Source organism: Streptomyces sp. NPDC004111, assembly GCF_042874215.1.
Taxonomy (GTDB): Bacteria; Actinomycetota; Actinomycetes; order Streptomycetales; family Streptomycetaceae; genus Streptomyces.
This window is the reverse complement of sequence record NZ_JBIAMU010000003.1, coordinates 1-20,516: the sequence shown is the minus strand read 5'-3', so window position 1 is coordinate 20,516 and position 20,516 is coordinate 1. Positions and strand designations below refer to the sequence as shown.

Sequence of the window (20,516 nt, the reverse complement as noted above, 5' to 3'; positions counted from 1 at the left end):
CCGCGGTCACCGCGCCGCTGTGACCGTTCAGGGTGCGAATGAGAGTGGATGCCGGCAGATCAGGGGGAGGCCAGCGGTCTATGAGGGCAGGAACATCCGGAGAAAGGGTCCGAGCGGTCTGCCAATGCGGAGCCTCCGAGATACGGCTGATCAGGACCGCGTCGAGGGCGTGCGGGGGCGTTGTGGGGGAGAGCAGATGGGCGGCACGAGCCAGGTTTCTGGCCAGGGCACGGGCGGTAGGTGTGCCCAGGCGGTCCAGGTCTCGCTGGGGGGGCGGTCGGTCCGCGTTGGTCAAGGCGGGCACGTACCCACTCGAAGTGACTCGCCACCGCTTCTGCCTGTGAGGTCCGTCCGGCGTCGACAAGGTGCTCGATGAGGTGGTCCCGGAGGTAGCCGTCACGGGCCTGCCACCAAGCCGCGCCGACACGGGGCACGGGACCGGCATCGGAGCCGGCGCCCGAGGTGTGGTCCGCATCGGCGGGCAGAGTCGCTGCGACCGCGTCGACCAGGGCGGCGTTCACGGAGGGGAGATCGGAGGCGAGCTCAGCACGCAGGTAGTCACGAACGACGTCATGGAGTGCGAGGGTGCCGCCACGAACGGCGGTGTCGAGCGTGCACAGGGAGAGGTCCGCCATCTGCTTGCACAGCGTTCTCACCTGGGGCTCGTCCAGCCCACTGGTGGCCTGCCACAGCATCGCCACCAAGGAGAGGGGGACGGTCTCGTCCTCGGTGAAGATCCCGAGCTCCGTGAACCTGCGGTCTCCATCGGGCGGCAGCAGAGTGGTGGCTGCCTGGATGCTGGCACGCACGGCGCTGTTCCTGCGGTGCGGATCATCCAGGTCCAGGGGTGCGGCAGGGTCCTGCCCCGCCGGGCCCATCGCGCGCAACCGATCCAGTACGTGCCGGGCCGCCTCACGGACGTCGGCGCCCGTGGCTGCCTGGGCGACGACGACCTGGTTGACCATACGCAGCAACAGGGCCCACCTCCCGGTCTGCTTCAGGAGAGCGTTCACCATGTCGTTCGGTGGTGCGGGCCGCAGGTCATGGGTGAGGACGGCCCGCGCCTGGGCCGGGGACATCCTGTCGACCGTGACGCGGGACGTACCCGACGGAAGCACCGCCGGAACACGAGTGGTCACCAGGCGGACGCACTGGTCCCGCGCCCCGCGCAGGAAGGGCTCCAGTTGTTCGGGCTCCCACACGTCGTCGATCACCATCAGTGTGCGAGGACGCTCGGCCAGCAGGCGCCCCAGGTGGTCACCTGCCTGCTCCGGGTCCTGGCCGACTTCCAGGGTGTCGCCCGTGATGAAGCGGATGGTTTCCGCGACTTTCGCCGCGATGGCCACCCTGCCGCGCACATCCCGCCCGATCGTGACCACGTAGATGCGGCCCTTGAAATGCCGACGCACCTTGGGATGCGCACAGGCCACGCGCGCGAGCATCGTCTTTCCGAAGCCGCCCGCCCCGTCCAGTGCGGTCGTGATCCCCACCGCGGCGCTGTCACGACGTCCTCGACCACGGCGGCAGACGGCCGCGACGACCTGTTCGGCCTCGGCCCTGTCCACCACCCAGTCGGGTACCAGCTGAGCGGGAGGCGGCGGTGGATCTCCGCTCACCCCGGCACGCGGACGCGAGGCGAGGATCAGCGGAAGAACCAGCGCCGAGATCCCCGCGATGCCACCGAACACGCTGGCCATCGGGTCGGCCTTGTCCCACCCACCGCGTACCGCGGTCACCAGGAGCGCCACAACCGCCCCCAAGCACACGGCTACGGCGATACGTCCACCCCAACGCCCCCGACTTCCCATAGAACGCGATCCTCCCGCCTCGGTCGTCGCACCGGAAGGCGAAGGAGGACTGATTCGGTTCGCAGAAGCGGCAGCGCGGGATTGATGAACCTCCGGAGGCGGCTGACCTTGCTGCTGAGCTTCTTGATCCTGGCGACTCCGGCTGCGGGGTGCTCCGCCGCTGGGTCCTCCCGGGAGGGGTACTGCCGCGTCGGGAGGGACTCGCCGTTCGGGAAGCGGGCCGTGTGCACGGGGGGCCGGGATGCGCAAAGAGCGGTCCGCGCAACGTACCCAGGAAAAGTAAAACGGTGACTGCGGCGAGTTCGGGACATCCGGAAAGGTGCCGTCCACCAGGGCTGTGATGGGGAAGACTGGTCCCGTTGCGCTGTGCCGACAGGAGGGGGAGGACTGCGTGAGGGTTTCTGGTGGTGTTCCGGGCGAGCCCGTGATGTGGGACGCGCGTACCCAGCAGTACATGGAGCAGCGCGCCAGGGCCGTGGTCCTGACTGCGTGGGCCGCCCGCAAGCGTCGGCAGGCGGTCGAGATGCGGTTGCGCGCGATTTCGATGCGCGTGTTCTCCCACGCCCTGCGCGCGGACCCGCCCGGCCACTCGCCTGTTCCGGCTGCCCCGGACCGCACTGACATGCGGGGTGTGGAATGGGTGGATGCTGCCCGGGTGACCGAACAGGCCAAGGGCATCCTCGCTGCCCGCTTTCACTGCACCCCTGACCAGGCCCTGTTCCTGCTGCAGGAGCACAGCCGCAGAACGAACCAGCCCTGTGCCGCTCTCGCCCGCCGGGTCGTGCAGCACCGGGGCCTGGCCGCCTAGCGTTGCCTGCGAGCACGCCACGCATCTTTCCGCGCGCCGCTGATGAGTCCCATGAACGGGGACGGCCCTGCGATCGCCCTCGCAGTCGGAACAGCCCGTTGGCCGCGTCCGCCCGTCCGTGAAACCTGCTGGTGAAGGGATGTCGCGATCGGAAACGTGGGCCGGCCGCCGCAGGGCGCGTCAGGGGGCCCTTTCAGGGAGAGCGCGGGGGAGGGCGGTGGCCGGTTGGTTGTTATGGGCCCCGATGCCTCTGACAGGGGTTCGTCGGGCAGGCCCGGCTGGCCGGATGGGAAAGTCGGCTGGACGAGCAGTCGCGGAGATCGGGGCGGGAGACCGTCAGCCATCAGCAGCGCTCCTACGAGGCCCTGAAGCGGGCCCGGGGGCTGGTGGAGGCAAGCCAGGAGCGGCTGGACCGCGGTGAGGCGGCGCTGCGGCGGGCAGAGGCCCGCGAGGAGCGGGAGCAGCGGATCGTGGAGAGTGAGATGGCCGAGTCCGAGGTGCTGCAGGACAGCAAGGACCCCGCCCGGTGGGAGGTCCTGGAGAACAAGGTGCGCGGCCTTCAGGAAGGCTTCGTGGCGGCGGCATCCAAGCTGCGGGCGGCACAACGGGAACTGACCCGCGAGTACGAGCGGCTGGCCGCCGAACAGCCGGACCGGGCGGCCGAGTACGAGCACCGCGCCGAGCAGGCACGGCGCGCGGCAACCGGCCCCGATGCGGACGGGCTGGCCGGAGGCGAGAACAGCGACTGACCGGTTCACGGAAAGCCGGTCGGTCGCCGCGGGCGAGGTCGGTGCGGGGGCCGCCGCGCAGGAAGGGCGGGCCGACGGAGTTCCCTGGAGCGGTGGGCTTACGGGCAGGCGGCAGGGACTGTCGGGCAGTTCAGGACCGTCGGCGCCCCTGTTTCCGGAGCCTGAGCAGTCCGTGGGGTGTGCGGTCGAGTCCGCGTTCTTGTACGTGTTCGCCGACTGCTCCGAGATGTCGCTGTGTCACCACCCCGCAGCCGGGTTCGACCAGCGCGTACTGGACCGGGCGCGCTGGTGGAGCGGCACCAGATGCTGGCCGCACCGCTCGGCGGGCTCCCCGAACCCGCCGAGCAGCACCCCGAGTACGGACTAGGGTGCCGGGGCAAAGCCCGCCGCGCGCGACTTGCGGTCCGGCTTGCCGCAGAATTCCGCATCGACCACGTTCTCGTACAGGGCCTGGTCCCTCAGCCAGTCCCCGTTGGCGTTGAACGTCAGCTGGTGCTTCCCGTCCGGGGTGCCGACCATCGCGGACAGCGACCCGTTGGTCCGGCCGGTCTTGCCGACCACCTTCACCCCGCAGGACATCTGCGCGAACTCGACGCCGAGCCCGAACCCGATCCCCTGCCCCGTCGGAACCTCGGTCAGCATCTCCTTCATTTGTGCGCGCGGCAGCAGTTCTCCGCGCATCAGGGCGCGTTGGAAGCGGTTGAGGTCGCCTGTCGTGGAGATGACGTCTCCCGCCGCGCCCAGCCAGGTCATGTTCTGCTCGGTGGCGTCGTGGATCTCGGCATCGGGGGCCGTCTCGTGGAGGCGGGAGTAGCCGACCGGGTGCGGGGCGGGGAGGTGCGGCGACGTGCCGGGGAAGGAGGTGCCGCGCAGCTTCAGCGGCTTGATGAGGCGGCGGGTGACCTCGCGGGCGTACGAACGCCCCGTGACCTTTTCGATGACCATCCCGGCGATGACGAAGTTGGTGTTGGAGTAGTCCGGGGAGTGCTGCGGGTCGGGGGCGGGCGGGGCGTGCTTGAGGCCAATGGCGACGAGTTTCTCGGGGGTGTGGGTGTCGTATCGGTGCTCGGGGAAGCCGAGGCCGGAGGCGGTGCGGATGAAGGCGTCGTCGTCGGTGTAGTCGGCTATTCCGCTGGTGTGGTTGAGGAGTTGGCGCAGGGTGATCCGGCGGCCGTCGTAGCCGTTGCCCTGTACCAGCCCCGGCAGCCACCGTTCGACCGAGTCGTCCAGCCGCAGCCTTCCCTCGGCCTCCAGCTGGAGCAGCACGGTCGCGATGAACGTCTTGGTGATGCTGGCCCCGCGGAAGTGGTCGTCGGCGGTCCGCTTCCGGCCGGTGCCGGTGTCGGCGACCCCGGCGGTCCCGGTCCATTTGCCCCGCCCGTCCTCCCACGTCTCGGCGGCGACACCGGGCAGTGTGCCCTGCTCGACCATCGCGCGCAGGGCGGCCCGGGTCGCCTGGTGACCGCCGTCGGCGGAAGTGGCGGTGGACGGCTGGGCGTACGCGGTAGGGGCGAGGGTGGCCGCCGTCAGGGTTGCCGTCAGTGCCAGGGCAAGGGATGCGGTGCGTAAGACGGGCCGATGGTTCATGGGTGACGTCTCCGGATCGTTGGAGGGGCCTGTGCGTCCCCTGTGGAGAGTGAGACGCCGAACCGGAGCTCCAGGGTTGATGGTTGGGGGCAGAGCGTCGACGTATGCGTATCGGGGGAAGTGGTCCGATCTGTGGCTTTCGGGGCGGCGTTGAAGTTGCTCGCAGGTGTGAGTCGACTCCTCGCGCCCGTGGCAGTGAAGCCGCACCATCTCCCGAATCAACTGCGGCCTCACGCATTTCGCGGCGCCGGTTCTTCGCCGGCGCCGGCCTTTACCGGGCCGCGGCCTCTCTTGCCGGGTGAGTAGTAGTCAGGGACTCCTCGGGGGGCAGGGTGCTGAGCTTCTGAGTGAAACATCGTCCGCCACGCACGTGATCTCCTTCGCGGCCTGGCGGGAGACTGCCCCACACGTGGGGCGCGCCGCCGGGCGGCACTACGTCACCCTGGCGGAGCTACTGGTCCGGCTGGGCAGTTACGGCCTCACGCTCACCTGGCGAGCTCGGGTCTTCGACCGCATGGGATGCCACGAACTGAACTCGGCGAAGCGAGCCGCAACTTCAGAGACACCTCAACCTACGGGGACCGAGGACGGGTCACCCTTCCACCAGCTTCACCCAAACGCAGGGTCAGGCCGCGACGGTTGTTGAACCGTGCGGCCTGACCCCTACGACGCCTGCGTTCATGGCCTCTGGCCGAGGGGCTGTTCCACCTGGGTGAGTGCCTTGCGGAGCAGCGTCAGTGTGCGGCTGTCTGCTTGCGGATGCTTGGGCCGGCCAGCAGCGCGTACAGCACGACGGAGACCAGCATGCCGACGGGGACGGAGAGGTCGAGGTGGCCGAGGGCGGCGCCGAGAGGTCCTGTCCACACGGTGGTCGACAGGAACAGTGTGGTGGCGACTGCGCCGGCGATGACGGAGACCAGGCCGGCGATGCCGAAGCCGCCGGTGTACCAGAACGTCCCGCCGGGGCGTTCGTCGAACAGTTCGGGTCCGTGGTAGCGGTTGCGGCGAAGCGCGATGTCCGCCACGTACACGGCCATGGTGGGGACGGAGATCACGAGCAGGAACTGGAGCATCAGGTTGACCGAGTCGATCAGGCTCGACGACATCACGAGGACGATGGTGAAGGCCGTGCCGAGCACGCCGATGAGGACCGCTGACGGGATCCGCCGGATCGGCACGCCGATGGACTGCAATGCCATGCTGGCGGAGTAGATGGTCATGCCGTTGAGCGCGATCGTGTTCACGATGACCCCGAGGACGAAGGCCGGGGCGAGCCAGAGCGGCAGTTGCTCCAGCAGTGAGTACTCGATGCCACGTTCGAGGCTCTCGGCGCCGACGGTGCCGCCGAGGACGACCCCGAAGGCGCTGATGATCACTCCCGGGAACACATTGCCCAGGGCAGTGGCTCCGACGATTCGGGACGGCTTCGTGTCACGTGGCAGGTAGCGGGACATGTCGGCGCTGTTGCTGAACGAGAGAGGGGAGGACGAGAACAGTGCGAAGGCGATCGTGAGGCTGGACCACAGGGGCAGGCCGCCGAGCGGTGCCGCCTGGGCGAAGCCCCAGTTGATCGAGGGAGCGATGAACCCCAGAACCGCGGCGAAGATCACGGACAGCCCGATCGCGATACCCATGTAGGCGCGCAGGATCAGAGCGTGCCCGTAGATGGCGACGAGGACGGTGACGGCGGCGGTGACGACGGCGACGAGGACGAGAGCGACGGTCTGATCCGGAAAGCTCCACCGCGTCAGCAGCTCGGCTCCCATGAAGGAGGCGGCGACCCAGTTGAGGGCGAGGAACACGCCGGAGATGAACCACCCGTAGAAGGCGATCACGAATTTGTTGCCGCGGATGCCGTAGATGGCGCGTTGGATCACCGAGCCGGAGGTGCCGGCGGCGGGCCCTGATATCGCCACGTATCCCGGCAGGATCGCCAGGAACGAGGAGGCGAACAGTACGAGCAGACCTTGCCAGATCTCCAGGCCGAGGACGAGCGTCGTAGACGCTCCCACGGTGAGGTTCAGCACGCTGATGCCGGGCGCCGACCAGACGAAGAAGAGGTCGCGCGCCCTGCCGTGACGCGCGTCGTCCTCGACCACCTCGATGCCGCGGGTTTCGGGCGCGGTCGCCGTAGTGAGGACCTCTCGTTGAGGTGGGAGGGAGGGGGTATCCCGCTGCGGATTGGCCGAACTGGCAGATGTCGCGGACATGGCGTGCCTTTCAGCAATTCTCCGGCCTGCGCCGACGCAGGTCAGTGGTGAGTGACGGAGGGGTGATTCAGGTGCTCGGGCTGCCGGGTGGTGACGGGGACCTCAGCTGTCGCTTGCCGTGGGGGCGCGGTGGGCGACGTCGCCGTGGACGAGGGTGAGGAGCACGGAACCGGACAGCAGGTCGTCGCTCGGCCGGGAGAGCGGGTCGAGGTCGAGCACCGCGGCGTTCGCGTAGAACCCGGGAGCGATACGTCCGTACGTGTTGTCCATCCGTCCGGCGAACGCCGCCCCGCTGGTGGCTGCGGCCAGCGCCTGCGCGGCGGTGAATGCGCGCTCGGGGCGGTACGGCGTCAGCGCCGGGTCGAGCGCCGAGCGGCCGGACGTCGCGATGAACAGGTTGTGCAGCGCCTCGTGCGGAGCCGTGGGGGCATCCGTGCCGAGCGCGAGCGGTACCTCCCCGTCCCGGAACCAGTCCCAGGGGAATCCGTTCTCGGCGCGCTGGTCGCCGAGAACGGCCATCCAGTTGTCGAGGATCCCCGGATCGCAGTGCACCGGCTGCATCGAGGCGACGATGCCGTGCGCGCGCATCCGGGCGACCGTCTGCGGGGCCACCGACTCAAGGTGCTCGATGCGAGGACGGCGTGCGGCATCCTCTCCGTTGGCCTGCTCGCACGCCACGACGATGTCGGCCGCGAGCTCACTCGCCGCGTCGCCGATCGCATGCATCGCGAGCTGCAGCCCGGCTCGATCGGCGGCGATGGCGACCGGCATCACCGCTTCCCGGTTCCAGATCGGATCCGCGTTCGTGCCGTCGGCGTAGGGGCGCACCATGGCCGCGGTGCACGCATCGATCACGCCGTCGAGAATGAGCTTGATACCGGCGACACGCAGCCACGGCGTACCTTCGGCGGCGAGCTCGTCGCGCAGTTGCACGGCCCGCTCCACCTGCGCGAGATCGGCGACGGCGTCGCCGGTCGGGTTGATCAGCCAGTGCGCGGAGACGGGGAACGGCAGGCGTCCGTCCCGCCCCAGAAGACGGCGTAGGGCCGCCCAGGAGCTCTCACCCATCCCCATGTCCACGGCCCCCGTCACCCCGGCCTTGAGATAGGCGTCGAATGCTTGTGTCAGGTGCATGTCACCCTCATGCTCCGTGGTAACGCTTTCGAGGTAGGACAGCGCGAGATCCAACGCCGCATTCTCCAGCAGGAAGCCGGTCGGTTCGCCGTCCTCGTCGCGTACCACCTCGCCGCCGATCGGGTCGACGGTGGTGCGGTCGATGCCCGCGGCCCGCAGCGCCGCCGAGTTCACCCACGTCGAGTGAAGGTCGTTCGCGTCGAGGAAGACCGGGACGTCGTCGATCACCGCGTCGATCATCGCGGCGGTCGGCTGCGAGACGCCTGCGGGCAAGGCGTCGAACAGCCAGCCCACGCCTTCGATCCGCGGGGCGTCCGGGTTCTCACGACGTGCCTTGAGGAGCCGCTCCTGGATCTGCTCGACGGTCGTGCAATCGCGCAACTGCACCTTCCCCTGGGCATGGCCGAACATCGACAGGTGCGCGTGTGCCTCGATCACTCCGGGCATGACGAACGATCCGCCGAGGTCCACCTCCTTGGCGTCCGTGCCCGCCGCCAGGCGCACTTCGTCCGCCGAACCGACAGCCAGGAACCGCTCGCCGCGCACCGCGAAGGCTTCGTGGCGCGGCCCTTCGGCGAGCCCGTCGAAGACGACGGCGTTGACATAGACAGTGCTCTCGGAGCTCTCGGACATGTACGGGTCCTTTTGGATCGTGTGCGGCAGGGGACCGGGCGAGTTCGGTACTCACCACGGGATGCGGGCGGGTGGTGCTCGGTACGGGCAGCCGTCGAGGGCATGGGCTCGACGTGCCCGGATCGGGACATGGCGTCGCCGGGCTTGTCCGGCTCGGCCTCTCCGGGAGCTTCGTCCCGGGCACGTGGGGGCCGGGGTGGGCCGCCCCGCCGTGTCCGTGGCGAGTTATTGATCGCGCGATCAACAATGCGGCTGAAAGTATTAGGGTGTCTGCACCATGTCAACAGCCAATCGGACACGCGCCCGTAGAAAATCCCCGCAGGAGCGTGCCGACGACATCGTCGCCGCGGCGTACTCCCTCGCTCTCGAAGCCGGGATCGGCGCCTTGACGCTTCGTGCGGTGGCCGGCCGTGCGGAAGTCACTCCCGCACTGGTCGCCCACTACATCGACGGCATGGACCGCCTCGTCGCCGACACCTTCCAGCGGATCGTGGCCGACGAACGCCAGGAAGTGGCCGCTCTCGTCGAGGCATCCGACAGCCCCACGGCGAGCATGGACGCCCTCCTGGACACGATGATCGACTCACGCCGGGACGACGTCACCCTGGTCTGGGTCGAAGCCTGGGCCCACGGCCTGCGCAACGAGGCTCTTGCGGACGCCGTCCGTAAAGAGATGGACTCCTGGCAGGAACTGATTCTCTCGGTGGTCGAGCGCGGTACGGCATCGGGCGAGTTCCGTCCCGACTCCGCCGTCGCCGCCGCCTGGCAGATCCTGGGCATGGTCGACGGGCTCAACGCACAGAGCCTCGTCCGCTGGGGCGACTCCCAGAGCCGCGGCACCATGCTCCATGCCGCCGTCGCCGGCGTCCTTCGCACGAAGTGAATTCCCGCCCGCACCAGTTGAAGTAAGTGATCGCGTCCTGCGCTGAGGGCGCCTCCTGGGCCGCCACCAGCAGGCGGCCCGGGGCCGCTACTTGGCGCGCGGCAACACCTCGGGCACATGCGACCCCGGTGGCGTCTCCCGGGCGAACAGGACGCGTTTGCCTGAAAAGCGGGATTCGGGGGAGAAACGCGAAGAGCGAACTGCGATCGTGGGCGGACATCCCGCTGCCCGACCGACCCCCGACCGACCTGGAGACCAGATGATCAACGTAGAGCGCCGCTTCGTCGTGGACCGGCCGATGCGGGAGACCGTGGACTACCTCGCGGACTTCGCGCACGCCGTGGACTGGGATCCCGGGACCCGGTCCTGCACCCGGATCGGCGACGGACCGCTGACCGAAGGGGCCCGCTGGCACAACACGTCCGAGTTCAGGGGGCGAACCACGCAACTCGTCTACCGGCTTGCACGGCTCACGGAGGACCGGCTGGTGTTCCGGGGCACGAACAAGACCGCCGACTCCACCGACGACCTCACCTTCAGGCCCTTGGGCTCGGACGGCGCGGCGACCGAGGTCACGTACCGCGCGACGATCAGGTTCAAGGGGTTCGCCGCGCTGGCGACCCCGTTCCTCCGGGGAGAGTTCGAACGGCTCGGGGACGACATCGTCACGCGGCTCCCGCACGCCGTGGAGGCCGCCGTACCGCGCGCCTGAACGGGGCGGGGCGGGCGGGGCTGCGGGAGCCGCTGACGGGAGTCGCGGTCAGGAACCGGTGGTGGGCACCTCCGGTGCGAGGGAGTTGCCCGCCGGGATCCGGCCGCAGTCGGACGGCGCAGCCTTGCCCGCGAACCTGTCGTTGAGCCAGCCCAGGGCGACGGGCGCCCAGGGCACAGCGGCGCCGACGTGGCTCAGCGCGTCGAACTGCTGGTACTTGACGGCCGCGTCGCCCTTGTCGCAGTACTGCCGTGCCAGGGAGCGCACGTCACCGGCGACCATGACGCCGTCGCCCCGCCCGATGCCGGGGAGATTGCTGAGGGTGCCCTCGAAGACGCCCCCGTTGCCCTGGGCGATGTACCCGGGGACCGTCGGGGTGGCGGCCGTTCCGAGGTTCAGCTTGTTCACGGCCTCGACGAAGGGGGCCACCGAATTCGGGTCGGAGTACTGCGGCTTCACCATCTTCTTCCAGGTCAGTCCCGGGTACTGGCCGAGGGCGTTGACGATCGACCCGTACTTCAGCTTCTTGAAGACCTGCTGGCCGTAGTCGTTCAGGTAGGGGGTGAAGTCGATGTCGTACGCGCGGGCGGCCCCGATGACGGCCATGGGGGCGACACCGGCCCAGATCGAACTGCCGCCGATGTACTTGAGGTTGTGCGACGGCTTTACGAGCAGCCCGCCCTCGGCGTAGCCGACCAGTCTCTTGTTGACGTCCGGCGCGTAGTCCGGTGCGAGAACGGCGGCCCAGTGGGTGGCGATGGCTCCGCCGGAGTAGCCGGCCATGCCGAAGCGGGTGGCGGAGTTCAGGCCGGTCTCCGGGGAACGGCTCGCGGCCCGGATCGAGTCGAGGGTGTTCGTGCCGTACTCCGGTCCCGCGGCGAAGTTCGCGTTCTGGCCCTCGGTGTCGGGGATGACGACGTTGTAGCCCGACAGCAGCAGGGGGACCAGGAGGAGGGACTCGCCGTTGGCGATCAGGCCGCCGAGGGAGACGTCACCGGCGATGGCCCGTGAGGGGGAGTCCTCGGGGTTGAGGGAATCGTAGAACGATTGGTACGACACCGCCTTGCTTCCGTCGCCGTTCGGGCTGCGCACGATCGAGGTCACCCCGGCGGACGGCCGGCCCTGCGCGTCGACCGTGCGGAACAGCAACTGGGTGGCCTGGACCGGTGTGGGGATGCCGAGGACGTGGTACTTCAGGGTCCGCGTCTTCAGCACGTCTCCGGGTGCGTACGACGCCAGGGGCTTGCTGCCGTCGTAGGTGTAGAACGAATCGCTCGCTGTGACGGCGGAGGTGGACGGGGCGGCCGTCGCTGTGGTCGTCGCCGTGGCCGTGGGTACGGCGGTGACGGCCAGCACGGTGACGACTGCGGCTGCCAGCTTCCCAGGTGCGGTGCGCTGCATGGTTCCCTCGGATTCGTCTCGTGGGGGCACGGGGATGCCAGCGGGGTGTTACCCACTGGTAAACAGCGCCGAAAGTTACCAGTAGGTAAGCGAGTTGACCATAGTTCTAACAAGACTGCTCCGTGTGGAGGGTCGTGTCGTGATCCGGCTGGTGTTCGACCCGTGGCCGGCCCGGGGGTCGCGTCGGCCGTCGGCCGCGCCCTTGATCCGGTTGACGATCTGCGCGTCCGTCTCGGGTGGATTCGTAGGCAACTTTCCGTCGTGGCTCGCGCAGCTGTACGTCGTGTCCGCGACAGGGCACGACGATCGACGTGGGGTTGACCTGGTCGGATGGGTACGGCCACTTGTTGCCCGCACCGATGGCCGCTGCGCCGACGGCTGCCGACGTAGCCGTGCGTGCTTCGGTCATCGCTGCGACAGTACGGCGCCGGGGGAGGGGCGCGCGGGAACGGCTCGGGCACGCGTGATGCCGGTCGACCGTCGGACGACGGCGGTCTGTGTGTGGGGGCCCGTCCGTGTGGACGGCGAAGACACGGGAGCGGGTTAGTTCTGGGTGTCCGCGAACCAGCGAGTGGCGGCCTGTTCAAAGGTGCCCGGGTTCCAGTCGTCTCCGGCGGCCCAGGCCACGACGCCGTCCGGGCGGACGAGTACGGCGCTGAAGCCGAGGTCGTTGCGGGCCGGGCCGGCCACGTACAAGAGCTGGCCCTCCCAGGCCTTGGCCGCACGCTGCAGCAGTTCATCGGTGCGGAAGTCCAGCAGGACGCCCCGGCCCTGGCGCAGCAGGTCACTCAGACGGCTGCCGGCCTCGAAGCGGAAGTCGGGTGCGGTGCAGCCCACCAACGGGTGGGCATCGCCCAGGTCGTAGCGGTGGAACAGGCCCGTCGTGCGGCGGTAGGCGAACGTGGTGCCGTCGCTGGTGCTCAGCAGCTGGTGGACCAGTTTGCGCAGCGCGGCGGCGTTGGGACCCGGCCTCATGGTCGCCACCTGGGCACGCGACCAGTCGAGCACCGCAGCCCCGACGGGGTGGCGCTCGCTGGTGTAGGTGTCCAGCAGACCCTCGGGCGCGGTGCCGCGCACGGTCGCGGCCAGCTTCCAGCCGAGGTTGACGGCATCGCCGATGCCGAGGTTGAGACCCTGGCCACCGAGCGGCGCGTGGATGTGCGCGGCGTCCCCGGCCAGCAGGACGCGCCCGTTGCGGTACGTCGTGGTCTGCATCGAACGGTCGGTGAAGCTGGAGGCCAGGAGCACCTCGTTCAAGGACACATCGGAACCCGTGATGTGGCGCAGGACCTCCTGGAGGTGCTCGCGGGTCAGCGGCTGGGACCGGTCGAAGGCTCCGCCGTCGAAGTCCATCATCCCGAGGTGGCCCTCGAAGGGCGTGCGCAGGTACATGCTCTGGTCCGTCAGGTTGAAGCCCGGCGACAGCCGCTCGGGGTCAGTGAGGGCGACCTGGGCGACGTACCCGGTGAACAGCGGATCCGTACCGACGAAGTCGAAGCCCGCCAGGCCCCGCACCGTGCTGCGCCTGCCGTCACAGCCCACCAGATAGCGCGCTCGGTACTCCTGGCCGCCGGCCGTCATAGCCGTGACCTGCTCGGCGTCCTGCGTGAGGGCCGTGACCGGTCTGCCGCGCAGGATCTCCACGCCGAGCGCGTTTGCGCGCTCGGCCATCACGGAGATGACCGCCTCCAGGCTGGTCATGAAGCCCTCCATGGCCGGGCTGGGCAGCCGGAAGGGCAGCGAGGACACGTCGATGTCGGCCGCGTCCAGCCCCATGCCCGCGAAGTGGCTCACGTCCCGCGGGTGGGGTGCCTCGACGGCGTCGGGGGCTGCGCCAATCCGCGCAGGATCGGCGTGTGAGGCGCTGATGAGGGCATCGAGCAGGCCCGCCCCGGCGGAAAAGCGTCTCGGCCGACCCGGCGCTCAGGCCCCGCAGGCCCAGCGGGAGCGCCTTCCACGGCGAGGTGGCGTCCTCGTCGCGTTCCAGGACCAGGACGCGGGCGCCGCCCAGGGCGAGTTCGGTGGCCAGGAACAGGCCGACCGGACCGCCGCCTGCAATCACTACGTCGCGCATCTGGGGATTCCTCTCTCACCGCACAAGCTGAGGGGGGCTACCGGGGCCGCTGGGGCGGCCGGGACGACCGGGGCGGGGCCGGGACGGCTGGGACGAGCTAGCCGAGCTGTGTCAGACCGCCGAGAATCACGGCGATGCCGGTGAGGAACTGCACGCGGTCGTCGTGGGCGTTGATCTGACCGGCGACGGCGTGCATGAACGGGTACTCCTCGGCGTCGAGGTCCTGCCAGGCCGCTGCGGTCGTGGCGAGGAAGGCGCCACGGTCGTGCGAGCCGTCCGGGGCGTCGCCTTCCGTCCGGGTGTTCTGGCTGACGGCGCCGAGGATGTAGTGCACCAGCGTCGACGTTGCGTCGAACCAGCACGCCTGCGGCACACCGAGCGCGCCGACCTGACGACCGATCCGCTCGAAAATGCCGACCGTCACGGGCCCGAACGGCCTGCGTACCACCTGCTGAGTCAGTCGCGCCGCCAACCACGAGTGTTCGGCGATCGCGTAGAACAAGGCCAGGGCCACGGTGCGGATCTCGTCGCCGGGCGCGGCGGAAGCCTGTACGGGCCTGGCCTCCAGCGCGGCGGTGACGAGCACCTCCGTCGCGGTGTCCAACAGGTCGTCCCGGCTGCCCGCCCGGTAGTAGATCGCTCCCGAACCGGTGGACAGCCGCTCGGTGAGCGCCCGCGTGGTCATGGCGCCCTCACCGCCCGAATCCAGCAGCTCGATCGCCGCCTCGATGATCCGCTCCCGGGACAGCACCTGATTGCGCCGCTCCGGGCGGCGGTTCCTAGGCAATGTTTTTGTTGCCGTGTCGCCGCCATGACGCATTTACCTGGTGCGGTCGCACAACATGACGAAGCACGACTGGAGGCGGCCCGGCCGGTCATGTGCATACTCGGCGTCCGATGCGTTCCTGTGGTTACGGACCAGGTCGCACTGGCGAAATCTGAGACGTACGAGAATTTGGCCAAGGAGCAGACCCGTCCCGCGCCCCCGGAAGAGCGTGAGACGGGGCTGGTGGCCCGGACCGTCAGTGCTTCCTTCCCTTCCCCAGTTCGGCGATGAGGAGCGGGGCGCACTCCGAGGACGCATTGGTCCCGGCGAACACCACGGCCTTGATCCCCTTGCCCAGGTCGGCTGCCCCTCGCACCTCCCAGTCCCCCTTGGTCACGATCCTCACGTCCACGTCGCCTTTCCGATCACTCTTGCCCTCGGTCCAGCCGGCCTTGACCAGGCCGGCGATCGTGTCCGCGAACGAGTTCTTCGGATCGACGGACTTACCGGGGTCGTCCGCCACCCAGTCGACCTTGCACTCCTTGACCTCGGGGCCCACCAGGTCGATCGACGAGTCCTTGGTGAACCCGGCCGCGGTCGCGGCCCTGTCGACCTCCTTTGCGACCGTGGCAGCTTTCACCGTCACACCGCCGTCACCGGCGTCACCGGCGCACCCCGCCACAAGCAGCACAACACCGGCGGCCGCAGCCACCCAACCAACCCTGCGCACAGTCCCCCCAAACGCCACACGAAGGCCACGTGCCTCCATCGAACGGGTGCACAGTCTTGCACCGTGCGGACACGAGCCGGGCACAGGGCGACCAGCCCGCCTCCAGACTGCCGTCCCGGCCGAACCCGAACAGCGAAGTGGAGCGCTGTGCCGGGGACTTGTGCGGCCGATCGTGGACGTGGGCTGTCGGACCGGCAGGCTGCCGAAGCGGTCCGCTGCTGCATCGATTTCAGGTAGGGAATCGCCAGGGAGTCTGATCCCTGCACGACAAGGTGGCGGCGAATCAGGCCTTGGTCAGCGACTCGGCGGATCCGGCCCGGCGCTTTCGGCTATCTGGCGGTCTGGTTCGAGGTGGCGCTGAGGGAGCCGAGCAGGTTGAGGGCCTGGGCGCTGGGGCAGCCGGGTTCGGCCTGGTAGATGACGAGTTGCTGACCTGGCGCGTCGCGTACGTCGAAGGCCTGGTAGGTGAGGGTCAGGGTGCCGACGTCGGGGTGGAGGAAGTGCTTGGCGTCCTGGGTCTTGCCACGCACGGTGTGGGTCGTCCACAGGCGGGTGAAGTCCGTGCTGTGCTCGGTGAGGATGCGGACGAGCTCGCGCAGCCGCGGGTTGTCCGGGTCGAGGCCGGCCGCCTGGCGCAGGTGGCCCACGGTGGCCTGCGCCGTGTAGCTCCACCGGGTGTAGAAGTGTCGGCCCGCCGGGTCGAGGAAAGTCATGCGGGCCAGGTTGTCCGCCGGCTCGAAGGGCGAGTGCAGGGCCTCGGCCAGGGCGTTGGTCGCCAGGATGTCCAACGTCCGGTTGATGACGAACGCCGGGGCGCCCGGGTAGCCGTCCATCAGCTGGCGAAGGGCGGGACTGACCCGGTCCACAGTGTGGGTGAACTGGTTGCTCGGCACCGTCCCGGCCAGCTGGTGCAGGTGCGTGTGTGCGTCGGGGTCCAGGCGCAGGGCGCGGCCGAGCGCGTCGAGTACGTGGGCCGAGGGGTGGCGTTCGCGTCCCTGTTCCAGGCGGGTGTAGTAATCCGCGTTCACCCCGGCCAGGACGGCGACCTCCTCACGGCGCAGCCCGGCGACTCTGCGTACGCCGTAGCTCGTCATGCCGACGTCCTGCGGCCGCAGGGCCGCCCTGCGTGCGCGGAGGAACTCTCCCAGGTGGTTGTCGGTCATGTCCTCAGGCTAGGCCGCAGGGGCGGTGTGCTGCCTGGGTGTGGTGCACCCAGGCAACACACGTCCTGGTCGGCGGCCTTCGGCCTGGCCAGACTCGGTCGGGCAGGAAAGATCCACACCTTTGGACGAGGGGAGTTCGTCATGACCGCGAACACGGAGGAGGGACATGCCGGCGTGGTCGGCATGTGGGTCACCTCGGACGGTCACATCCGCCAGGAGTTGCTGCCGGACGGCAGGTACGACGAGGCCCGCGGCAACCGGCGCAGCGCGTACACGGGCCGCTACACGGTGACCGGCAACCACATCGATTACGTCGACGACTCCGGGTTCACCGCGACGGGCGACATCCGCGATGGCGTGCTCTACCACGAGCACCTCGTGCTGTACCGAGAGGGAATGCAGGCATGACGGACACAGCCAAGGTCGTGGCGGTAACCGGAGCGAGCAGCGGAATCGGAGAGGCGACCGCCCGCCGGCTTGCCGCCGACGGCCACCAGCTGCTCCTCGGAGCACGGCGCACCGATCGTCTCGAAGCGCTGAACAAGGCGATCACTGCCGGAGGCGGCACCGCGGCGTTCCAGCGGCTAGATGTGACGGATGCTGCCGATGTCCGGGCCTTCGTGTCCGCCACCCGTGAGCAATACGGCCGTGTGGATGTCGTGGTCAACAACGCCGGAGTGATGCCGCTCTCGCCCCTGGAAGCGCTGAAGGTCGACGAGTGGGACCGGATGATCGACGTGAACGTGCGGGGAGTCCTGCACGGTATCGCCGCCGCCCTGCCCGTGATGCGCGCTCAGGGCTGCGGGCACTTCGTGAACGTCGCTTCCGTCGGCGCGTACGAGGTGTCTCCCACCGCCGCCGTGTACTGCTCCACCAAATTCGCCGTCCGCGCGATCTCCGAAGGACTGCGCCAGGAGTCGACCGGGAACATCCGGGTCACCCTCGTCTCCCCGGGTGTGACCGAGTCCGAACTCGCCGACAGCATCTCCGACCCTGCTGCCAGGGAGGCCATGCGCACCTACCGCGCCGTGGCACTGCCTGCCTCCGCCATCGCGGAGGCCATTGCCTACGCCATTTCCCAGCCTTCGCAGGTCGACATCAACGAAATCGTCGTCCGTCCCGCCGCAAGCGCCCAATGAGTTGCAGCAGTGCCACATGTGTTGAACGCGGCCGTGTCGCCTGCACCGGCGCTGGGACGTACAAGGTGGGCTCTGTTCGCCTCGCGCCATAGTGGGCGCAGTACTTCCTCCACCGTGATTGCGGGGCGGTGAGTTCGCTCAAGGGGGTGGCTGGGGGGCGGGGGCAGGAGCGCGGCCAGCCACCCTTCGGGCAGTCACGTACCCGCGTCGCGCAGTTCGCGCGTATCGATCCTCTGCTCCGTCCTGTGCGCGCGAGCGCGGTCCTCGAAGACAAGAAGACGAGCAGACAAGGGGCCCGCCCCGGTACACACCGGAGCCCGCCCTCTCGCGGCCGGACCGCCGATTTCCAGGCTGGCCGTCGCGAACAGATCGTACGGACACCCCGGTTCGTCATGCCGTGAACGCGTACTGTTGTCGGAAGTTCTTGAGGTTGACGAAGGGGGCGTCATGGAACCTGGCGAGTTCGCCAAGCGCACCGGTCAAGTCGTCGAACGGCTCGCGCCGAAGCTGCCGGCGCAGCACGCCGCCTCGATGCGCGGAGCCAACGGTGCCGGTGAGTGGCTCATCGCGCTTGACACCTTGGTCGGATCGCTCGCCGAGAAGAGAATCCCGGTGTCTCCCGAGGACTACCGCGACCTGAGACTCCTGCTTGAGCACCTCACGTCCTCCGCCAGCGCGAGCGTGCGGTACGACATGGAGCCCGTACTCGCGTGCCTCCTGCGGGACGTGCTCGTCCTTCGTCGGCCGCGCCCCACGGATGTCGGCGCGATGGACGAGGCCGAGGCGAGCGGTCAGGTGTGGCGGGAGGAGGTGCGCATGCGCCCGTCGGCCGCGCAGGACCGGGACACCCTGGCACGGCTGGTCGACACGGACGCGAGCGACTTCGAGGTCGAGCTGTACGAACGGGCGGCGGACCCCCAAGTACTCGCCATCGACCGCGCCCAACACTCCCACGCGGGTCAGCACGCCCGACACGTACGCCGAATCCGCGAACGCGAGCAGCGCCAGGACGACTGAATTCGGCCAGGACGAAGGGCTTCGACAAGCCGCCAAGCCGCTGTCCACCAGGGCTGAAGCCAGGGCCGAGTTCGGCCAACTGGCCGCCGAAGTCGGCAGGGTGCTGCTGATCGAGCACCAGCCCACTACCGATTCCCCGCTGGAACCCGGCCCCTGGGCTGGGTGTCGCGAAGCGGCGGAACGTTGTTGCCATGGGGGAGTTGCTTACGTGGCAACGGCGCATGGTTCGTGGCTGATCAGGCCAGGCCCGTGTCGGGGGCGGGCGCCGCCTTCCCAAGGAGCCGCGAAGTTCCCGAACCTCGGACGACCGCACAGGCGGCTGGTGGGCAGGTTCGGGCGCGGCGGCTGTGTGCCATGGTCGGCGAAGTGTCGGTCGGATACGGGGTGTCCGCGTGGGGGACGAAGAGGCCGGGGCGGGCCGCTGAGGGCGCCGCACTCCGGGGACGTATGACGCAATGGCGTGCGTTGAGTGACGCTGAGGTTGTCGAACTCGCCGAACGGCTGCGGTCCTTGGACCGCACATGGGAGTTGAAAGCCACGCCCAGCGCCAGGCGGTCCACGCGGTTCCCGCGTCGGGCGCTGATGGTCCGGCCGCGGGGCGGGCTCACTGCTGCCCGAGGACACCGCCTACGGGCACAACTGGTGGAGCGAACTGCCCTGGCCGTCGTCGTCGGACGGCTATCGCGAACTGGCGGGGATGACGGTGAGCGGCTTGCGCGACGGGTTGCGGATCGCTGGTCCGCAGGCGCTGGTCTACGAAGCCTGGGACGGGCGCAGGGGCAATCGCCCGCTGACCTTTCCTCTGCTGGGCCTCACCGCGCAATCATGACGAAGGGCGGCGAGCCGCGCTATGCCCGCACCGGACACCCGAGCGTGCCGACTGGCGCGGCTTGCCGCACAAGGCGACTGGCCGTAGGTGGCCGGCCCGAACGGCGACGACCACTACGGCCCCGAAGTACTGGATGTGCTCTGGCCGGCGAGCCGCACCACAGCCGAACAGGCATGTACGAACCTGCACTACGCGGCCATCGGCGACGGCAGCGCGGTGCGGGCGGCGGCCGAGATGCGGCCCGTCCTCGTCGAGGCTGCCCGGGACCCGCAGATGACGGTGCGCTTCGAGATCCTGAAGACGATCGGCGCTCTCGCGGCCACGGGCAACACCGCTCCCGCCGCGAAGGCCGCTCCGATCCGCCAGGGCCCGTGACCCCGGTCGTGCCCGCCCTTGCACGCCCTCCTCGACATGGACGAACGTCCCGTACGGCACGATCACTGGGGCGCCCTCCGGAACGACAGCGTCGTGTGTGCGGCGGTCCGAGCGGTACTGGACGCCGTTGCCGCGAACAGCGCCACCAGCCCGGCGGACACCGGAAACGACGACGCATGGGCCTTACCCCCTTATGTTGAACACACGAGACACTGGATCCTGAGGATCTGAGAACGGACATCTCGTGGTCATGAAGAACTACCCGCCGCAGTTCAAGGCGGACGCGGTCGCGCTGTACGAGTCGCGGCCGGAAGCGACGATCAGGTCGGTTGCCGCCGATCTGGGGATCAATCCGGAGACGCTGCGGAACTGGGTGAGGGCAGCCGGGGTGAGCCGTCCCCGAGGACGGCGGACACAGGAACCAGCCGTGCCGCCGGCACCGCTGGAAGCGGAGAACGCCGCCTTGCGGAAGAAGGTCCGTGAGCTGGAGGAGGAACG

At 69.2% G+C, this 20,516-nt stretch carries 17 protein-coding genes and 1 pseudogene; 9 read left to right on the top strand and 9 right to left on the bottom strand.

Translation table 11 applies throughout. The annotated features are described in order from the left end of the window. Positions 1–59: 59 nt before the first annotated feature. On the bottom strand, positions 60–1,697 hold the full coding sequence (locus tag ACFYVL_RS07145; RefSeq protein WP_389241836.1) for an NB-ARC domain-containing protein: 1,638 nt from the start codon (positions 1,695–1,697) through the stop codon (positions 60–62). 565 nt (positions 1,698–2,262) lie between these two features. Between ACFYVL_RS07145 and ACFYVL_RS07140 the strand changes: the two genes are divergently transcribed. Together ACFYVL_RS07140 and ACFYVL_RS07135 are read left to right on the top strand one after the other, a co-directional pair. Continuing rightward, on the top strand, positions 2,263–2,616 hold the full coding sequence (locus ACFYVL_RS07140; RefSeq protein ID WP_389241835.1) for an ANTAR domain-containing protein: 354 nt from the start codon (positions 2,263–2,265) through the stop codon (positions 2,614–2,616). Positions 2,617–3,002: 386 nt separating this feature from the next. Then, positions 3,003–3,365, top strand: a complete 363-nt coding sequence (locus tag ACFYVL_RS07135) for a hypothetical protein (protein ID WP_389241834.1) — start codon at positions 3,003–3,005, stop codon at positions 3,363–3,365. Positions 3,366–3,728: 363 nt separating this feature from the next. Here ACFYVL_RS07135 and ACFYVL_RS07130 read toward each other — a convergent pair whose 3' ends face one another. The 3 genes from ACFYVL_RS07130 to ACFYVL_RS07120 all read right to left on the bottom strand — a co-directional run bounded on the left by ACFYVL_RS07130 (position 3,729) and on the right by ACFYVL_RS07120 (position 8,929). Further along, positions 3,729–4,952 (bottom strand): serine hydrolase domain-containing protein, encoded by a 1,224-nt coding sequence (locus ACFYVL_RS07130; protein WP_389241833.1) that lies wholly within the window; start codon positions 4,950–4,952, stop codon positions 3,729–3,731. A gap of 734 nt (positions 4,953–5,686) precedes the next feature. Next, a complete protein-coding gene (locus tag ACFYVL_RS07125) occupies positions 5,687–7,162 on the bottom strand; it encodes a purine-cytosine permease family protein (protein WP_389241832.1) in 1,476 nt (491 codons plus the stop codon). Positions 7,163–7,264: 102 nt separating this feature from the next. Then, positions 7,265–8,929 (bottom strand): amidohydrolase, encoded by a 1,665-nt coding sequence (locus tag ACFYVL_RS07120; RefSeq protein WP_389241831.1) that lies wholly within the window; start codon positions 8,927–8,929, stop codon positions 7,265–7,267. Between the two features lie 277 nt (positions 8,930–9,206). Here ACFYVL_RS07120 and ACFYVL_RS07115 point away from each other — a divergent pair, with 277 nt between their 5' ends. Together ACFYVL_RS07115 and ACFYVL_RS07110 are read left to right on the top strand one after the other, a co-directional pair. Beyond that, positions 9,207–9,812, top strand: coding sequence for a TetR/AcrR family transcriptional regulator (locus ACFYVL_RS07115; protein WP_389241830.1), 606 nt, complete (start codon positions 9,207–9,209; stop codon positions 9,810–9,812). Between the two features lie 259 nt (positions 9,813–10,071). Then, complete coding sequence (locus tag ACFYVL_RS07110; RefSeq protein ID WP_389241829.1) at positions 10,072–10,524, top strand: SRPBCC family protein; 453 nt, start codon at positions 10,072–10,074, stop codon at positions 10,522–10,524. A 48-nt stretch (positions 10,525–10,572) separates the two neighbouring features. On the opposite strand, the gene ACFYVL_RS07105 is transcribed toward ACFYVL_RS07110, so the two are convergent. The 5 genes and pseudogenes from ACFYVL_RS07105 to ACFYVL_RS07085 all read right to left on the bottom strand — a co-directional run bounded on the left by ACFYVL_RS07105 (position 10,573) and on the right by ACFYVL_RS07085 (position 16,658). Then, positions 10,573–11,925 carry a lipase family protein gene (locus tag ACFYVL_RS07105; protein ID WP_389241828.1) on the bottom strand — a complete coding sequence of 451 codons (1,353 nt, stop codon included), beginning with the start codon at positions 11,923–11,925 and terminating at the stop codon, positions 10,573–10,575. A gap of 543 nt (positions 11,926–12,468) precedes the next feature. Continuing rightward, a pseudogene (locus ACFYVL_RS07100) lies at positions 12,469–13,999 on the bottom strand (FAD-dependent oxidoreductase). Between the two features lie 97 nt (positions 14,000–14,096). Further along, entirely contained in the window at positions 14,097–14,750 is a 654-nt protein-coding gene (locus ACFYVL_RS07095; protein ID WP_389242536.1) for a TetR/AcrR family transcriptional regulator, read from the bottom strand. 271 nt (positions 14,751–15,021) lie between these two features. After that, the gene (locus ACFYVL_RS07090) at positions 15,022–15,477 is read right to left on the bottom strand and encodes a hypothetical protein (protein WP_389241827.1); all 456 of its coding nucleotides are present in this window, start codon (positions 15,475–15,477) and stop codon (positions 15,022–15,024) included. Between the two features lie 347 nt (positions 15,478–15,824). Next, complete coding sequence (locus ACFYVL_RS07085; RefSeq protein ID WP_389241826.1) at positions 15,825–16,658, bottom strand: helix-turn-helix transcriptional regulator; 834 nt, start codon at positions 16,656–16,658, stop codon at positions 15,825–15,827. A 141-nt stretch (positions 16,659–16,799) separates the two neighbouring features. Here ACFYVL_RS07085 and ACFYVL_RS07080 point away from each other — a divergent pair, with 141 nt between their 5' ends. The 5 genes from ACFYVL_RS07080 to ACFYVL_RS07060 form a co-directional block, all read left to right on the top strand. Continuing rightward, the gene (locus ACFYVL_RS07080) at positions 16,800–17,066 is read left to right on the top strand and encodes an Atu4866 domain-containing protein (protein ID WP_389241825.1); all 267 of its coding nucleotides are present in this window, start codon (positions 16,800–16,802) and stop codon (positions 17,064–17,066) included. After that, a complete protein-coding gene (locus ACFYVL_RS07075) occupies positions 17,063–17,797 on the top strand; it encodes an SDR family oxidoreductase (protein ID WP_389241824.1) in 735 nt (244 codons plus the stop codon). Before ACFYVL_RS07080 ends, ACFYVL_RS07075 begins: the two co-directional genes overlap by 4 nt. 447 nt (positions 17,798–18,244) lie before the next feature. Next, the gene (locus ACFYVL_RS07070; RefSeq protein WP_389241823.1) at positions 18,245–18,814 is read left to right on the top strand and encodes a DUF6189 family protein; all 570 of its coding nucleotides are present in this window, start codon (positions 18,245–18,247) and stop codon (positions 18,812–18,814) included. Between the two features lie 916 nt (positions 18,815–19,730). After that, positions 19,731–20,018, top strand: coding sequence for a hypothetical protein (locus tag ACFYVL_RS07065; protein WP_389241822.1), 288 nt, complete (start codon positions 19,731–19,733; stop codon positions 20,016–20,018). Positions 20,019–20,268: 250 nt separating this feature from the next. Beyond that, the coding region (locus ACFYVL_RS07060) for a transposase (RefSeq protein ID WP_389241821.1) at positions 20,269–20,516 on the top strand (248 nt) is incomplete at its 3' end.

What these genes read in the sequence shown, in the direction of transcription:
- ACFYVL_RS07070 (WP_389241823.1), top strand. Translation starts at nt 18,245, where the DNA reads ATGGAACCTGGCGAGTTCGCCAAGCGCACCGGTCAAGTCGTCGAACGG.
- ACFYVL_RS07080 (WP_389241825.1), top strand. Translation starts at nt 16,800, where the DNA reads ATGACCGCGAACACGGAGGAGGGACATGCCGGCGTGGTCGGCATGTGG.
- ACFYVL_RS07120 (WP_389241831.1), bottom strand. Translation starts at nt 8,929, where the DNA reads ATGTCCGAGAGCTCCGAGAGCACTGTCTATGTCAACGCCGTCGTCTTC.
- ACFYVL_RS07145 (WP_389241836.1), bottom strand. Translation starts at nt 1,697, where the DNA reads ATGGCCAGCGTGTTCGGTGGCATCGCGGGGATCTCGGCGCTGGTTCTT.
- ACFYVL_RS07125 (WP_389241832.1), bottom strand. Translation starts at nt 7,162, where the DNA reads ATGTCCGCGACATCTGCCAGTTCGGCCAATCCGCAGCGGGATACCCCC.
- ACFYVL_RS07140 (WP_389241835.1), top strand. Translation starts at nt 2,263, where the DNA reads ATGGAGCAGCGCGCCAGGGCCGTGGTCCTGACTGCGTGGGCCGCCCGC.
- ACFYVL_RS07085 (WP_389241826.1), bottom strand. Translation starts at nt 16,658, where the DNA reads ATGACCGACAACCACCTGGGAGAGTTCCTCCGCGCACGCAGGGCGGCC.
- ACFYVL_RS07130 (WP_389241833.1), bottom strand. Translation starts at nt 4,952, where the DNA reads ATGAACCATCGGCCCGTCTTACGCACCGCATCCCTTGCCCTGGCACTG.
- ACFYVL_RS07075 (WP_389241824.1), top strand. Translation starts at nt 17,063, where the DNA reads ATGACGGACACAGCCAAGGTCGTGGCGGTAACCGGAGCGAGCAGCGGA.
- ACFYVL_RS07105 (WP_389241828.1), bottom strand. Translation starts at nt 11,925, where the DNA reads ATGCAGCGCACCGCACCTGGGAAGCTGGCAGCCGCAGTCGTCACCGTG.
- ACFYVL_RS07115 (WP_389241830.1), top strand. Translation starts at nt 9,207, where the DNA reads ATGTCAACAGCCAATCGGACACGCGCCCGTAGAAAATCCCCGCAGGAG.
- ACFYVL_RS07110 (WP_389241829.1), top strand. Translation starts at nt 10,072, where the DNA reads ATGATCAACGTAGAGCGCCGCTTCGTCGTGGACCGGCCGATGCGGGAG.